Source organism: Tropicimonas sp. IMCC6043, assembly GCF_004146235.1.
Classification (GTDB): domain Bacteria; phylum Pseudomonadota; class Alphaproteobacteria; order Rhodobacterales; family Rhodobacteraceae; genus Tropicimonas.
The window spans coordinates 1-14,233 of record NZ_SELO01000067.1; the positions used below are offsets into that span (position 1 = coordinate 1).

Genomic DNA, 14,233 nt, shown 5'->3' on the forward strand with positions numbered 1-14,233 from the left:
GCGGAGGCCCGCGAGAAAATCACAGCCTGGAAGGAGGACTACAACCGCAACAGGCCCCACTCATCCCTCGGCAATCTCACGCCGCGGGATTTCGCAATGAAATCGAGACTGGAAACCAAGGCCGCATGAGGCCAGAAATCAACCGACGGATTCTCCCAAAGGCTGGAGGGAAGCCGGGTCTCAGGTCAACTTCTATCCCCTCGTCTCCGTCGATGGCCACGACAACCTGATAGACCTGGTTGAGGATTTGGAACAACGATACACGTGGCAATAGGATATTGCGCGCTGGAAAAGGTCTTTATACGCCGTATTGTTGTCGGTGTGAGCCATCGGGAACGTCCGGTTCGGAGTCCGATTGTCCAAAACCGGGATAGTATGGCGGCCATTGCTCCGCGTGAAGAGACGGTGGCAGGATCGGCAGAGCTGCCGATGGCGGCATCGATCGTAAGTGCGTTGGACGGAGAGTTGGAGCGCCTTGGCCTGTCATCGGCAATACCCCGCGCGCAGAAGGCGTGAACGCGCAGCCGGGGTCTCCAAGCTGGAATATCGGCCGCCGGAAAAACGCGGGCAGTCGAGAGCATGACCAGCGGCAATAACGGCAGCCCCAACGTCCACGCCATCGGCGTAGCAAATGCCGACTTTTCGTCCATGAGTCACGTCACCGTTCCATTTGCAGGTGACGTCCTTGCCGCGCAACCAAATCACCAGCCAGCGCTTCGCGTCCTGCCCGGAGCGGGTTCCCAGTTCTGGCGCATCGGCGTCACGAACCCAACCGGGGCAGTATCGCAACCGGAAACATTTGGATCAATCCGGCCCTGATCGAACGGGGTGGTCAATCGCATAGGGCGCTGGACCGGGTGGTCCGGCGCCCCAATCGCAGTTGCTACTTCACCTTCTTGCCGGCGATGATGGTTTCCGACTTGCCCGCATTGGCGTTCGCAGTTGCGAGCACCTTGGGCTTTTCCTTCTTGGGCTTCTTCGCCTCACGGTTGCCGCGGCTTTTTTCTTTGGACATGGTGTATCTCCAGCGTGCTTCCTTGGGGCAGTATGCCTCCGGGGCCGGTGCCTTGGGAGATCAGGGTTGCCCGGCGGTAGCCGGGGCGATGAGTCCGGTGGGGCAACAGACGCGGGCCTTTTCGGTGCCCAGCCAGTAGCCTTGTATTCTAGGTCTGTTGTGAAGAGGCGGCAATAACAACTTCGGGCACCGGAGCGATCACTGCCGAGCATAAAAATGAACGGCGGCAGTGTCTGCATTACCGTCCATCAGCGATACCAGCTTTTAGCGTGTGCGGCGAATTTCCGGTTCGGCGGGACGCATTGCCGCGCGATAAGAAGTTGCGTGAACGGCGGCTACGGGCTGTTCACATGCTCCGAAACTGTGCTGCGTCTGAGAAGGAAGCCCTCTCGCCGGAGGTCTGGAGTGCGCATGAAGCGGCCTTGCGTGCCGAAGCCGTCGCGGACGATTTCATTTCTTCGTTCTAAGCAGCTTGTCCACCTCTTCCTGGTCGATGCCCAGCGCGTCGGCGGCCATCCTGAGCATCCACGGCCCGCTATCAAGCTTCGCGAGTTCCAGCCGGTCACGCCAGACATCCCTCGCCCAGGGAACAATGTCATCGGGCAGCAAGTCATCCACGCTGCCGCGTTGTCTGCGTCGGGACATCGTGACTGCTGTTCCCTACTTGTTCCGACGGGATTATATTCTCAACCGAAAGCCTTTCAAGCAACTTGACCCGGCTATGGGTGCCGAAAAAAGGAATGCCGATGCCTGGACCTGACCCCGATGCCCTCTGGATAGACGAGGATGCAAACCGCCCGACTGTCATTTTCCATGCCTATTTTGGGACCGGCCACAATGGAAACCGCCAGAAACGCGCAGTGGCGCTGCTGCGCCGTCTTGCTCGTGGCGATTGGACGTGTCGCTGGTGCGGTGATGCCTTGCGGGATTGGCGGCGCGTGGATGCGCGGTATTGCTGCGAGGGATGCCGGAAGAGGGCGGCGCGGACGCGCCGGGCAGAAGCCGTTGGGATGCACCGATAGAGGGCCAAACTTGCAAATGATTTCGGCAAAATCCGAGGCAGCACATGGGCGGAATAGGTAGCGGGCGGCACTGGCACTTTGGGGCGAGGAACACGACGGAGGACTACCGGGACATAGACGTTCGATGGCTCAAGCGCCGGGGATGTTATAGAAGCGAACGGCCTGCTCATTCTCGGTGTAGACCTCCAGGGACAGTTCCCCCTTCCGGGCCAGTGCATCGGCGATAAGTTGGCGCCCTATGCCAAAGCCCTGTCGGTCTGGCGCAATGAAAATCCCGCCAATGAAGCTGCCCAGAAGGCTGATGAAGCCAACAGCTTCGCCGTCAACCGTTTGGGGGTGACGGACAGATACACGACGCGGCGCCGCCGACCTGCATTGGTGACATGACTCTCCGGCCCGGGCCGCGTTCACGCGGAATGTCTCAAGGTTCGCTCGGCACCCGTTCTTCCGGAATCTGCCGTTGTGAGGGAAGGATTGCGCGCCCAGGCCACCCGGTTCTTGGATCGAAAAGCCGCGAAACCGGACCGCTGACTAGAGCGTCATCGCGACCGTGCGATGGCCGAGGGCGTTCTCGACGTTCCTGGCGGATTCCTGAACCGCGGAGGTAAGCCGGTCGAGCTCGGCCATTGCCTTGGTTTCGGGGAGCACGATCGAAATTGTCGCGATGCATTCGCCGGTCGTGTCGCAGATCGGGGAGGCGATACAGGCGACGGCATATTCCGATGCGCTCATCTGGACAGCGAGGCGCTTCTCGAACTCGCCGCGGGCCAGCCGCGAGAGTAGGTCCGGGTTGGTCTCGGCCTGGCCGGTTTCCGACGGACGGGCGCTTTCGGCGAAGATGGCGCGTCGCTCTTCTTCGGACAGGTGTCCGAGTAGAAGCCGGCCGGAGGCGGTCCAGTTCAGCGGCACCCGCGTGCCGACATCGGAGGCCACGTTGAAGTGGCCGGGGCCGCGCGCCATTGAGATCACGGTCATCATCCCCTCGTCACGGGCACAGACTTGCACGGTCTCGCCCACCTTGGCGCAAAGCCGCGCCATCTCGCGGCGGGCCTCCGCGAAGGCATCAACGCTCGCGCGGTAGGTGAGGCCGTAGCGCAGCAGCCGCGGGCCCAGCCAGATCAGGGATTCCTCGACGCGGCTGAGCATGTGACGCTCCAGCAGTTCGTCGACGATCTTGTAGACCGTCGACGCCGGGGCGCCGGTGGCGCGCGCAAGCTCGTAGGCGCTCATCGGCTTGCCGCGATCGGTCAGAACGTCGAGCACCTGAAGCGATCTGTCGATGGCTCCCGTTCGTTTTCGCTGTGAGGTCACGATCGCTCCTTTCCATTTCGGAAGCCCACAATTGTGGATGATTCCCAATTTGCGTCAACCGGCGCGGGTCTCCGGGCTCTCCGGGCGAATCCAACCCATTGAAATAGGATCCATTTCCGCCGCGCCTTTGCTGTCTTTCACGCTGCAGCCGAAGCTTGACAGGTTTACGACCGGAAGAATACCCTAAATAGGGAATATAATACATAACTATGGAGGTTAAGATGAGACTGACAAAACTCCGCAAGGCCGGTGTCCTGGCCGCGCTGCTAACAGGAAGCGCTCTCGCCGTACCAGCCGGGGCCGCGGGAACGATCGACGTGGCGATCATCGGCGAGGCCGATACCTTCGATCCCATGGTGTCGACGAAGGACGTGGTCTCCATCGTCACGCAGCATTTCGTCGAGACGCTCTATACCTTTGACTCGGGGTGGAACATCGCGCCGCTTCTGGCCACCGCGTTGCCGGAGATCAGCGAAGACGGGCTGACCTATACGATTGGTATCCGTGAGGGCGTGAGCTTTCACGACGGATCGAGCATGGACGCGAAGGATGTCGTCGCTTCGCTGAAACGTTGGCTTGAGGTTGCCTCGCGCGGCAAGCTCGTCGCGGACAAGGTGGCGTCTGTCGAGGCGACCGGCGACTACGAAGTGACCATCACGATGAAGGAGGCCTATTCGCCGCTCCTGTCGTTGCTCGCATTCTCCAACTCCGCGGCTGCAATCTATCCCGAGGAAATCATCGCCGAGACGATCGAGAACGTGGTCGGCACCGGCCCCTACATGATCGCCGAACATGTCCCGGACCAGTATCTGCAACTCGTGAAGTTCGACGACTACGTCTCGCGTGACGAACCCTCCGACGGGGCAGCAGGCGCGCGCCAGCAGACGGTGGACGAGATCCGCTTCGTGCCGGTGCCCGATCCCAACACCCGCGTCGAGGGGCTCCTGTCCGGCCAGTTCGCCTTTGCCGACAGCCTGCCGGCGGAGAGCTACCAGCGTCTCGAGGAGTCCGATGTCGCCGACCCGATGCTCCTCAAGCCTTTCGGCTGGCCGATCTTCGCGATCAATCACAAGGACGGGTTGCTGACCGACAAGGCGATCCGGCTTGCCTTGCAGGCGGCGCTGCCGATCGACGACATGCTCTTTGCCGCCTTTGGCGACGACAATTTCTTCCTCACCGACGGTCCGCTCTACCCGGAGGGCTGGGCCTGGCGCAACGAGGCGGGCACCGAGCTCTTCAACCAGAACGACCAGGCAAAGGCCGCCGAGATGCTCAAGGAGGCCGGCTATGACGGCACGCCGCTGCGCATCCTGACCTCGCGCCAATACGAGTTCCACTTCAAGATGGCGGAGGTGGCCAAGATGGCGCTGGAAGCGGCGGGCTTCACCGTCCAGATGGACGTGGTGGACTGGGCGACCCTGGGCCAGCGCCGCAACGATCCGGCGCTCTGGGACATCTACATCACCCACTCGCCGTTCCTTCCGGAGCCGGCGCTGACCAGCCTCTACGACAAGACCTCTCGCCTCGGCTGGTCGAACCCGGAAAAGGACCAGATCCTCACCGATTTCACCACCGAGACCGACATGGAGAAGCGCAAGGCGCTCTTTGCCGATCTTCAAGCGCAGGTCTTCGAGGATGTGGGCTTCATCAAGATCGGTGCCTTCAACGCGCTTTCGGGAACACAGGCCGGTCTGGAAGGCGTGACCGCCACGCCGTGGCCGTTCTTCTGGAACGTCGCGCTTCCCGAATAGGCCCCGTCGGGCGCCCCGTCCCTGTCGGGGCGCCCGCTCCTGGCGACGAAAACGAGCTGGAACGTCATGACACGCTATGTCCTGAAGCGCCTTGTCGGAATGCTGGTGGTCATCTTTCTGGTGCTGACCATCGCCTTCGTCATCGTCCGCCTGGCGCCGGGCGACCCTGCCGCTCTGATGCTGGGGCCGGAAGCCACGCCGGAAGAAGCGGCCGAACTCAGAACCCAACTCGGGCTGGACCGCCCCATCGCCGTGCAGTATTTCGCCTTCGTCAGCCGTGCGGTGCAGGGCGATCTCGGAACCTCGCTCTTCTTCCGTCAGCCGGTCACCGAAGTGCTGGCGGGTCGTGCCGAACCGACGATCTTCCTGTCGCTGTTCTCGCTCCTCTTCGCCCTCATCATCGCCACGCCGATCGGCATCTACGCCGCCTATCGGCGCGGCTCCTTCCTCGACCAGGCGGCGATTACCACCGCAATGCTTGCCGCCTCCGTCCCAAGCTTCTGGACCGGGCTGATGTTCCAGCGCTACCTCGCGACCGATCTCGGCTGGTTCCCGGCCTCCGGCTATGGCGGCCCCGACGCGAGCTTTCTCGACCGGATGGGCTACCTGATCCTGCCCTCGATCGTGCTCGGCATCGTCAACTCGGCGCTGATCCTGCGTTTCACCCGCGCCTCGATGCTCGACATCCTCGGTGAGGACTATGTTCGTACTGCGCGCTCCAAAGGCATGGGCGAGGCGCGTGTCGTCCTGCGCCACGCGCTCAAGAACGCCGCCATCCCGATCATCACCGTCGTGGGTCTGACTTTCGCGCTGCTGGTGTCCGGCGCAGTCGTCACCGAACGGGTGTTCAACATCCCCGGCATGGGCAACCTCGTGGTCAGCGCGGTGCTGCGTCGGGATTACCCGGTGATCCAGGGGACCCTGATCGTGGTCGCCACGGTCTACGTGCTGATCAACCTGATCACCGACCTGCTCTACCTGCTGGTCGACAAACGCGTGAAATACTGAAGGGACGAGGGGACATGGCCGCGACCGCTTCCGCCGGATCCGAACCGACTTTCTGGGCGCTGCTGCTGTCGCGCCGGGCGGTGCTCGTCGCGCTGCTGGTCTTCGTGGTCATCGTCGCGCTCTGCGTCCTCGCGCCGCTCGTCGCGCCGGCCGACCCCGCGAAGATGTCGGTGCGCGCGCGCCTTACCGCACCGGGTGCCGACTACCTTCTGGGCGCCGATGCCTTCGGGCGAGACGTCTTCTCGCGGCTGCTCTATGCCGGCCGCGTCTCTCTCACCATTGGCCTCGGCGTGGCGGCGCTGTCTTCGGTCGCCGGCATCGCCATCGGCCTTCTTGCCGGCTTTTTCCGGCGGCTCGACGCGCCGATGTCCCGCCTGGTCGACGCGATGATGGCCTTCCCGGACATCCTGCTTGCCATCGCGCTTGTGTCGATCCTCGGCGGGTCCATCGTCAACGTCATCATCGCCCTTTCCATCGTCTACACGCCGCGCATCGCCCGGATCGTGCGCGCCTCGACGCTGGTCATCCGCGAGCTTCCCTATGTCGAGGCCGCAGTCGCGCTCGGTTCGTCGACGGTGACGATCATGTTCACGCATGTGCTGCGCAACATTCTCTCCCCGATCATCGTCCAGGCGACCTTCATCTTCGCCTATGCGATGCTGGCGGAAGCCGGGCTCTCCTTCCTCGGCGTCGGCATCGACCCTTCGACGCCGTCCTGGGGCACGATGATCAACGAGGGGCGCCAATACCTTGACCAGGCCGCCTTCCTCATCGTCTTTCCGGGGCTCGCGATCTCGATCTCGGTGCTGGCCCTGCAACTGATCGGCGACGGCTTCCGCGATGCGATGGACCCGCGCCTGGCAAAGGACCTCTGACATGGCGCTTAACCTCAGGAATTTCAGGCTCGTCGGTTTCGATGGTGCAGCGGAGTCGCTGTTCATCAACGACGACGGACTCGTGGCCAGCGGTCCGATCGCGGGCGCCGACGTGATTGACTGCGGCGGAAGCTGGCTGAGCCCGGGATGGTGCGACCTTCACGTGCATGTCTGGCACGGTGGCACCGACATCTCCGTGCGGCCGCAGGAGGCCGGCCGTGCAACCGGCGTCACCGCGATGGCCGATGCCGGCTCGGCGGGCGAGGCGGCCTTCCACGGCCTGCGGGAATACGTGATCGAGCCGGGACAGGAGACGATCCGGGCCTTCCTGAACATCGGGTCAATCGGCCTCGTCGCCTGCAACCGTGTCTCCGAACTCATCGCGCCCGATTGCAGCATCGACGTCGACCGCACGATCGCGGTCGCAGAGGCCAACCGGGACGTGATCTGCGGCATCAAGGTCCGCGCTTCCGGAGTCATTACCCGCGGCTGGGGGATCTCTCCGGCGAAGATCGCCAAGCGCGTCGCCGAGATCCTCGATCTGCCGCTGATGGTGCATGTCGGCGAGCCGGACCCGCTGATCGACGAGGTGCTGGAGATCCTGACGCCGGGGGACATCGTCACACACTGCTTTAACGGCAAGAAGGCCGGGTCCATCGGCGACACGCCGAAGGTCTTCGCATTGGCCAGGCGGCTTGCCGATGAGGGCGTTCGCATGGATATCGGCCACGGCCAGGCCTCCTTCAGCTTCGACATGGCGCGCCGTGCGATTGCCGACGGACTGCGGCCGTTCTCGATCTCGACCGACCTGCATCTGCGCAACATCGCCGGACCGGTGCACGACATGGCGACGACGATGTCCAAGCTCCTCGCCGTGGGGCTGCCCTTCGAGGAGGTGATCGCCTGCGTGACCGAGCGGCCGCGTCCGATCCTCGGGCTTGACGGCACCGGCGGCCTGACGCCGGGCGCCAGGGCGGACCTCACGCTCTTCGACCTCGTCGATCACCGCGAGATCGCCACGGACAGCCTTGGCGCAACGCTGGAGATCGACCGCTTCTTCGAGCCGAGGATGACCATTATCGGTGCGTCCGCTCTTCCAGCCGCGCGGAGAGTGCCGTGACCGCCGCGCCCATCCTCGATGTCACGAACCTGCGCGTGGGCTTCCGGTCCCGCCGGTCCCTGGTCACCGCGCTGCGGGACGTGAGTTTCACGCTCTATCCCGGTCGTACTCTTGCGCTTGTGGGCGAGAGCGGATCCGGCAAGTCGGTCTCGTCCCTGGCGATCATGGGGCTTCTGCCGAAGAACGGGGCGATCTCGGGCGGATCGGTCCGCTACCGGCGGCGCGACGGCGCGGACATGGAGCTGAGCACGACGCCCGAGGCGGAGATGCGAAAGTTGCGCGGCGCCGAGATCGCGATGATCTTCCAGGAGCCGATGTCGTCCCTGAACCCGCTCTTCACCATCGGCGACCAGATCGGCGAGATGCTGCTCCTGCACAGCGACCTTGACGCAGCCGCGCGCCGCAAGCGGGTCCTGGAGATGCTGGAACTGGTCGAGATTCCCGGCGCCGCGGCGCGGATGAACCAGTATCCGCACGAGATGTCCGGCGGCATGCGGCAGCGGGTGATGATCGCGCTTGCCATGGTCTGCAACCCGGCTCTGCTTATTGCCGACGAACCGACCACGGCGCTCGACGTCACCATCCAGGCGCAGATCCTCGACCTGATGCGGCGGCTCCAGAGCGAACTCGGCATGTCGATCCTGTTCATCACCCACGACATGGGTGTCGTGGCCGAGATGGCCGACGATGTGGCGGTGATGTATGCCGGCGCGATCGTCGAGCAGGCCGATGCGCGAACGCTCTTCGCCCGGCCGACTCACCCCTACACGCGCGGGCTTCTGAACTCGATCCCGGTGCCGGGGAGGCCAGCGGGCGAGCGGCTCGTGCCCATCCCGGGCACAGTTCCGGGCCTGCACGCCATGCCCCCCGGATGCGCCTTCGCTCCCCGGTGCCAGCTCGCGGCCAAGGAATGCGAACGGCCCGTCGCGCTTGCCGACATCGCGTCCGGCCACAGGGTCGCATGCATCATGGCAGAAAGGGAGGCCGCGCATGCTTGACGGTGCCAAGACCGACGCGCTTCTCCAGATCCGCAACCTGACGAAGACGTTCCAGGTCCCCGGCGGTGCGGTCCACGCTGTCGACGACGTGAGTTTCGACATTCCGCGCGGTTCGATCACCGGCCTCGTCGGCGAGAGCGGGTCGGGAAAGACCACGCTCGGGCGGGCGCTCCTGCGGCTGATCGAGCCAACCTCCGGCCAGACATTCTTTGACGGCCAGGATCTCAATGCGCTCGACCCGCGCGAGATGCGGGCGGCGCGGCGGCGGATGCAGATCATCTTTCAGGACCCGGTCTCCTCGCTGAATCCGCGCCTGCGCGTCGGTGACATCATCGGCGAAGGGCTCCGGGCGCATGGCATCGGATCGCATGCCAGCCGGCGCGACAAGGTCGCGGATCTTCTCGAGGAGGTCGGTCTCGGCGCTGAGCTGATGAGCCGCTATCCGCACGAGTTTTCGGGAGGCCAGCGTCAGCGGATCGGCATCGCGCGCGCTCTGGCACTCGAGCCCGAGTTCATTGTCGCCGATGAGAGCGTCTCGGCGCTCGACGTGTCCATTCAGGCGCAGGTTCTAAACCTGCTGTTGGAACTGCGCGAACGGCGCAACCTGACCATGCTCTTCATCGCCCACGATCTTTCGGTGGTCGAATATCTCTGCGATCAGATCGCGGTGATGTATCTCGGCCGGATCGTCGAAATCGGCCCGGCCCGGCCGCTCTACGAGACCCCGGCGCATCCCTATACCAAGGCGCTGCTCTCGGCGATTCCGTTGCCCGATCCGACGCTGGAACGCCATCGCACTATCCTTGCGGGCGACATACCGAGCCCGATGAGCCCGCCCTCCGGCTGCGTCTTCCGCACCCGATGCCCTGTTGCCGCGGAGATCTGCGCTGACGGCCGGCCCGAGGCCGTTGCGGTCGGCCCGTCCCACATGAGCTATTGCAAGAGAATGAATGAACTCCATGCCACTGCCTGATCTTAAGTCCTCGCCCTCAAGCCGCCTCGCCGCGTTGGGAATCGACCTGCCGGCCGCCGCCCCGACGCCAATCGGCGCCTTCTGCAACGTCCGGCGATCCGGTGACATGCTCTACGTGTCGGGGCAGGGGCCGGTGCTTCCCGACGGCACGCTGATGCGCGGCAAGGTCGGCATCGACGTTACCGCGGCAGAAGCGCGCGAACACGCACGGCTGGTGGCGATGAACATCCTCGGCGCCCTGCGCGACGCGCCCGGCGGTCTCGACGCGGTCACCGGCGTCGTCAAGCTGCTTGGCCTCGTCAATGCGAGTCCTGACTTCGAGCGCCACCCGTTCGTCATCGACGGTGCGTCATTGCTCCTGGCGGAGGTTTTCGGCGAAGACGGGATACACGCTCGCTCGGCCTTCGGTGTCGGTTCGCTGCCGAACAACATTACGGTCGAGATTGAGGCGATCTTCGAGACGGGAGCGGTGGAATGACGGACGACATGTGGGACTGGCACGACGCGAACGGGTTCACCCGGATCGTCAACGTGAGCGGCACGATGACCGGCCTTGGTGCCTCGGTAACCGGAGCGGCCGCGCGCGAGGCGACCGCCGCGGCGATGGGACGCTTCGTCAAGATGCATGAGCTTCAGGCGAAGGCCAGCGGCGTCATCGCCCGGCTGACTGGCGGCGAGGCGGGACTGGTGACCGCGTCTGCGAGCGCGGGCATTTCCCTCAGCGTCGCCGGCTGCATCACGGGCCTCGATGCTGCCCGGGCCGAAGCATTGCCGTGCGCGCCCGGACCGAAGGCCGGCGTCGTCGTTCAGGCGGGCCACCTTTGCCATTACGGCGCGGCCATCGACACGGCGATTGCGCTGGCGGGCGGCGTCACCCGCCCGATCGGAACCGCGACCCTCTGCGCGGATCACCAGCTTGCCGCCGCGCTCGACGAGACCGTCGCCGCAGCGCTCTACGTCGTTTCGCATCATGTCGTGCACTATGGCCAGGTTCCCTTCGATCGCTTCGTCGAGATCGCGCATTCCAAGGGCGTGCCGGTGATCGTGGATGCGGCATCGGAATACGATCTGACAGGCTTCATCGCGAAGGGCGCCGATCTCGCGATCTATTCAGGTCACAAGTTCTTGTCCGGGCCGACCTCCGGGATCGTCGCCGGGCGCCGCGATCTCGTGCGTGCGGCTTATCTGCAGAACATCGGCATCGGCCGAGGCATGAAGGTTGGCAAGGAGAGCATCGCCGGAGTCATCGCCGCGATGGAAAGCTGGATGGTTCGCGACGCGGGAGCAATCCGTGAGCGCGAGCGGGCCGCGCTGGCGCTCTGGATAGAGGAGGTCGAGGGACTTCCCGGAATCCGCGCCGAGATCGTGCCCGACCCGACGCAGAACCCGCTTGAGCGCCTTGAGGTCAATATCGACGCTGCGGCTGCCGGCGCCAGCGCCGCCCGCTTCGCGGCGGCCTTCGCCGAGCAGGACCCGGTGGTGATCGTTCGGGACCACGAAGTCGAACTCGGGTATTTCCAGCTCGATCCCTGCAATCTCCTTCCCGGGCAGGCGGAGTTGGTGGCCGAGGCGCTCAAGCAAGTGCTGTCGAATGGCCACGCGCTGGCGGACGGACCTGAGGCCGATCCGCGAAATGCCGGCGTCAATGGCTATCTCACCTGGTTGGCTACGGAGTGATGGGCCGGGCAGGGCCGGCGCCCGCGCGCTGTCCGGTCCTGTGGAGGTCGGAAGATCGGTGCCCGGCGACAGGAACCGCCCTGCCGTCGCGCGCGTCTAGTGGATGACGGAGTTCGGCAGCCAGAGGATAAGCTCCGGGACGAGCGCCAGCAGCAGGAACACCGAGAGCATCACCAGCAGGAAGGGCAGGCTCTCGCGGGCATATTGCCAAATCCCGCATTTCAGCATTCCGCAAACGGTGAACATGGTCACGCCGAAGGGCGGCGTGTTGCTGCCCATGGTCAGGATCACGACCATCAGGACGCCGAATTGGACCGGATCGAGCCCCTGCGCGACCAGGATGGGCATGAAGAGCGGTGTTAGCAGAAGCACGTTGACGGTGGCTTCCATGAAGGCACCGGCCAGCACGAGGAAGGCGAGCACCAGCAGCAGCGTCGCCGTCGGCCCGGCCGAGATGGCATTGAAGAGCCCTTCGATCGCCTGCGGCGCATTGGCCAGGACGATCGCATGGCTGAGCGGGGCAACCATGATGATGATCAGCATGATCATGCCGATATCGCCCAGCGATTTCGAGATGACCTCGCCGATCGTCTTCCAGGTCAACTCGCGATGAATTGCGACACCCACGAAGAGCGAATAGAAAATCGCGCAGGCGCCGGCCTCGGTTGCGGTGACGAAGCCGAAGCGGAAGCCCACAAGCAGAAGCACCGGAAACAGCAATGCCCAGAAAGCGGATTGGAAGGCGGTCCAGACCTCGTGGCGGGTCGGGAGCGTTTCGCGGGCAGCGGCATAGCCATGGTGGCGGGCGGCCAGGAAAGTGTAGATCATCAGCGCGGCGGTCAGAATGATGCCGGGCACTATCCCGGCGAGCAGCAGCTTGCCGATCGAGACATTGGCGATGAAGCCGAAGACGATCAGCCCGATGGAGGGTGGAATTGTCGAGGTGATGATCGAGGAATAGGCGACCACACCGGCTGCGAACCCCTTGCTGTAGCCCTCGTCGATCATCGCCGGACCGAGCAGACGGCTTTGCATCGCCGCGTCGGCCACCGCCGAGCCGGAGATGCCGCCCATGAGCAGCGACAGGACGACGGAGACTTGTGCGAGCCCGCCGGCCATCCAGCCGACAAGCACGTTGGAGAAGTTCACCAGCCGCGTCGCGATGCCGGAGGCGGCCATGATATTGCCGGCGAAGACGAAGAATGGCACGGCGAGCAGCGAGTAGATCTGAGTCACGCCGACGAGCTTCTGTACGGCAATGGAGACCGGCAGGTATTCCCCACTGAGAAAGGCCGGAACCGCAGCCAGGAGCAGCGAGAAGGCAATGGGCAGTCCGATCGCGACGGCCAGCAGGAAGAGCGCGACACCAAGGAGAATCATGATCAGGCCTCCGAGCCTGCTTCGGGTTCGACGGACGGATCGGTGGGCGAGAGCAGCACCACGATGCAGTTGAGCGCAATAAGGGTACAGGCCGTTGGCAGCGCCGCGACGACCCAGCTGAAGCGGATGCCGCTCAACGGCAGCGTGCGGCGGTTCGCCATTTCGACATAGTCGAGCGCGTACCAAATGAGGCCGAGCAGGATGCCCAGCATGAGAAGCGCGCGGAATTTCGGCAGCATTGTCTGAAGGGTCTCGGGCAGGACCGCCGCCAGATACTCGATATTGAAATGCTGACTGCGACGAAACGCGATGCTGGCCGAGAGGAAACAGGCCCAGGCGAACAGGGCCTGCGTGACTTCCAGGACCCATATATTCGGCACGGCCAGGAAGCGCGTGATCGCGGCCCAGCCCGTCAGGCAGACGACGCCGATCAGAGCGAGGGCGGCGGCAACGGTTTCGATCTTGTTGAGAAGGAGATAGGCGCGCATGTGACGTGGCCTTCGAGGGGAGCCCCGAGGGCCATGGTTCCGTCATGGCCCCCGGGGATGGTGAGTGGGAAATCAGTTGGCGTCGAGCGTCGCACGCACTTCCTCATAGGCCTCAGTCAGGCCCAGGGCGTCGATCTCGCTGACGGCCGCCTCGACGAACTCGGTCGTGTCGATATCGCTGACCGCCATGCCATTCTCCTGAAGCTCGGCATTGGCAGCGGCATCGGCGGCATTGTTCAGTGCCGACATCTCGCGGCCCGCATCGATGGCTGAGGAGCGCAGCGCCTCCTGCTGTTCCGGGCTGAGCTTGTTCCACCATGCCTCGCCGACCACGAGGCCGGTAATCAGGTGGATATGCTCGGTCTTGGTCATGTAGTCGACCACTTCGTTGAACTTCATGCTGAGCGCGGAGGCCGGACCGGATTCCGCTCCGTCGATGGCGCCGAGTTGAAGCGCGCTGTAGATCTCGCCCCAGTCCAGCGGGGTCGGTGAGAACGGCAGTGGAATAGTCGACCACGGTAGCGGCGGGGATGTTTCTCGCTGCGGGCGGAGCAAAAGTCGCCCAGTATCGGCCCTTTCTGTTCTGATTTCAGGGGGGCGGGAGCATTTTCACCG

At 64.2% G+C, this 14,233-nt stretch carries 15 protein-coding genes and 1 pseudogene; 9 read left to right on the forward strand and 7 right to left on the reverse strand.

The genetic code is table 11. The features are described 5' to 3' along the window. Window positions 1–129, forward strand: a 129-nt coding sequence (locus tag EU800_RS24225) for an integrase core domain-containing protein (RefSeq protein ID WP_165354830.1), incomplete at its 5' end; no start/stop codon positions are given. A 754-nt stretch (window positions 130–883) separates the two neighbouring features. Here the strand turns inward: EU800_RS24225 and EU800_RS29005 are convergent. The 4 genes and pseudogenes from EU800_RS29005 to EU800_RS24250 all read right to left on the reverse strand — a co-directional run bounded on the left by EU800_RS29005 (window position 884) and on the right by EU800_RS24250 (window position 3,348). Beyond that, window positions 884–1,015 carry a hypothetical protein gene (locus tag EU800_RS29005; protein ID WP_256369790.1) on the reverse strand — a complete coding sequence of 44 codons (132 nt, stop codon included), beginning with the start codon at window positions 1,013–1,015 and terminating at the stop codon, window positions 884–886. Window positions 1,016–1,465: 450 nt separating this feature from the next. After that, the gene (locus tag EU800_RS24235; RefSeq protein ID WP_129636067.1) at window positions 1,466–1,660 is read right to left on the reverse strand and encodes a hypothetical protein; all 195 of its coding nucleotides are present in this window, start codon (window positions 1,658–1,660) and stop codon (window positions 1,466–1,468) included. A 512-nt stretch (window positions 1,661–2,172) separates the two neighbouring features. After that, window positions 2,173–2,355, reverse strand: a pseudogene (locus EU800_RS24245) (GNAT family N-acetyltransferase); the annotation flags it as partial. 213 nt (window positions 2,356–2,568) lie between these two features. Further along, window positions 2,569–3,348 (reverse strand): IclR family transcriptional regulator, encoded by a 780-nt coding sequence (locus tag EU800_RS24250; RefSeq protein ID WP_242500809.1) that lies wholly within the window; start codon window positions 3,346–3,348, stop codon window positions 2,569–2,571. Between the two features lie 221 nt (window positions 3,349–3,569). On the opposite strand from EU800_RS24250, the gene EU800_RS24255 reads away from it, so the two are divergent. From EU800_RS24255 to EU800_RS24290, 8 genes are all read left to right on the forward strand, one after another. Further along, on the forward strand, window positions 3,570–5,099 hold the full coding sequence (locus tag EU800_RS24255) for an ABC transporter substrate-binding protein (RefSeq protein ID WP_129636069.1): 1,530 nt from the start codon (window positions 3,570–3,572) through the stop codon (window positions 5,097–5,099). A gap of 66 nt (window positions 5,100–5,165) precedes the next feature. Continuing rightward, window positions 5,166–6,107, forward strand: coding sequence for an ABC transporter permease (locus EU800_RS24260; RefSeq protein WP_129636070.1), 942 nt, complete (start codon window positions 5,166–5,168; stop codon window positions 6,105–6,107). A gap of 14 nt (window positions 6,108–6,121) precedes the next feature. Beyond that, the gene (locus EU800_RS24265) at window positions 6,122–6,982 is read left to right on the forward strand and encodes an ABC transporter permease (protein WP_129636071.1); all 861 of its coding nucleotides are present in this window, start codon (window positions 6,122–6,124) and stop codon (window positions 6,980–6,982) included. 1 nt (window position 6,983) lies between these two features. After that, window positions 6,984–8,102 (forward strand): amidohydrolase/deacetylase family metallohydrolase, encoded by a 1,119-nt coding sequence (locus tag EU800_RS24270; protein ID WP_129636072.1) that lies wholly within the window; start codon window positions 6,984–6,986, stop codon window positions 8,100–8,102. Beyond that, window positions 8,099–9,100 carry an ABC transporter ATP-binding protein gene (locus EU800_RS24275; protein WP_129636073.1) on the forward strand — a complete coding sequence of 334 codons (1,002 nt, stop codon included), beginning with the start codon at window positions 8,099–8,101 and terminating at the stop codon, window positions 9,098–9,100. Before EU800_RS24270 ends, EU800_RS24275 begins: the two co-directional genes overlap by 4 nt. Further along, window positions 9,093–10,073: an ABC transporter ATP-binding protein gene (locus EU800_RS24280; RefSeq protein WP_129636074.1), complete on the forward strand. Its 981-nt coding sequence runs from the start codon at window positions 9,093–9,095 to the stop codon at window positions 10,071–10,073. The genes EU800_RS24275 and EU800_RS24280 overlap by 8 nt, the downstream gene beginning before the upstream one ends. Further along, a complete protein-coding gene (locus EU800_RS24285) occupies window positions 10,060–10,551 on the forward strand; it encodes a RidA family protein (RefSeq protein WP_242500810.1) in 492 nt (163 codons plus the stop codon). Before EU800_RS24280 ends, EU800_RS24285 begins: the two co-directional genes overlap by 14 nt. Then, the gene (locus EU800_RS24290; RefSeq protein WP_207209997.1) at window positions 10,548–11,750 is read left to right on the forward strand and encodes a hypothetical protein; all 1,203 of its coding nucleotides are present in this window, start codon (window positions 10,548–10,550) and stop codon (window positions 11,748–11,750) included. Before EU800_RS24285 ends, EU800_RS24290 begins: the two co-directional genes overlap by 4 nt. Window positions 11,751–11,846: 96 nt before the next feature. On the opposite strand, the gene EU800_RS24295 is transcribed toward EU800_RS24290, so the two are convergent. From EU800_RS24295 to dctP, 3 genes are all read right to left on the reverse strand, one after another. Then, window positions 11,847–13,130: a TRAP transporter large permease gene (locus EU800_RS24295; protein ID WP_129636076.1), complete on the reverse strand. Its 1,284-nt coding sequence runs from the start codon at window positions 13,128–13,130 to the stop codon at window positions 11,847–11,849. Between the two features lie 2 nt (window positions 13,131–13,132). Further along, window positions 13,133–13,618, reverse strand: coding sequence for a TRAP transporter small permease (locus EU800_RS24300; RefSeq protein ID WP_129636077.1), 486 nt, complete (start codon window positions 13,616–13,618; stop codon window positions 13,133–13,135). A 72-nt stretch (window positions 13,619–13,690) separates the two neighbouring features. After that, window positions 13,691–14,173, reverse strand: a complete 483-nt coding sequence (gene dctP, locus EU800_RS24305; RefSeq protein WP_165354831.1) for a TRAP transporter substrate-binding protein DctP — start codon at window positions 14,171–14,173, stop codon at window positions 13,691–13,693. Window positions 14,174–14,233 lie beyond the last annotated feature (60 nt).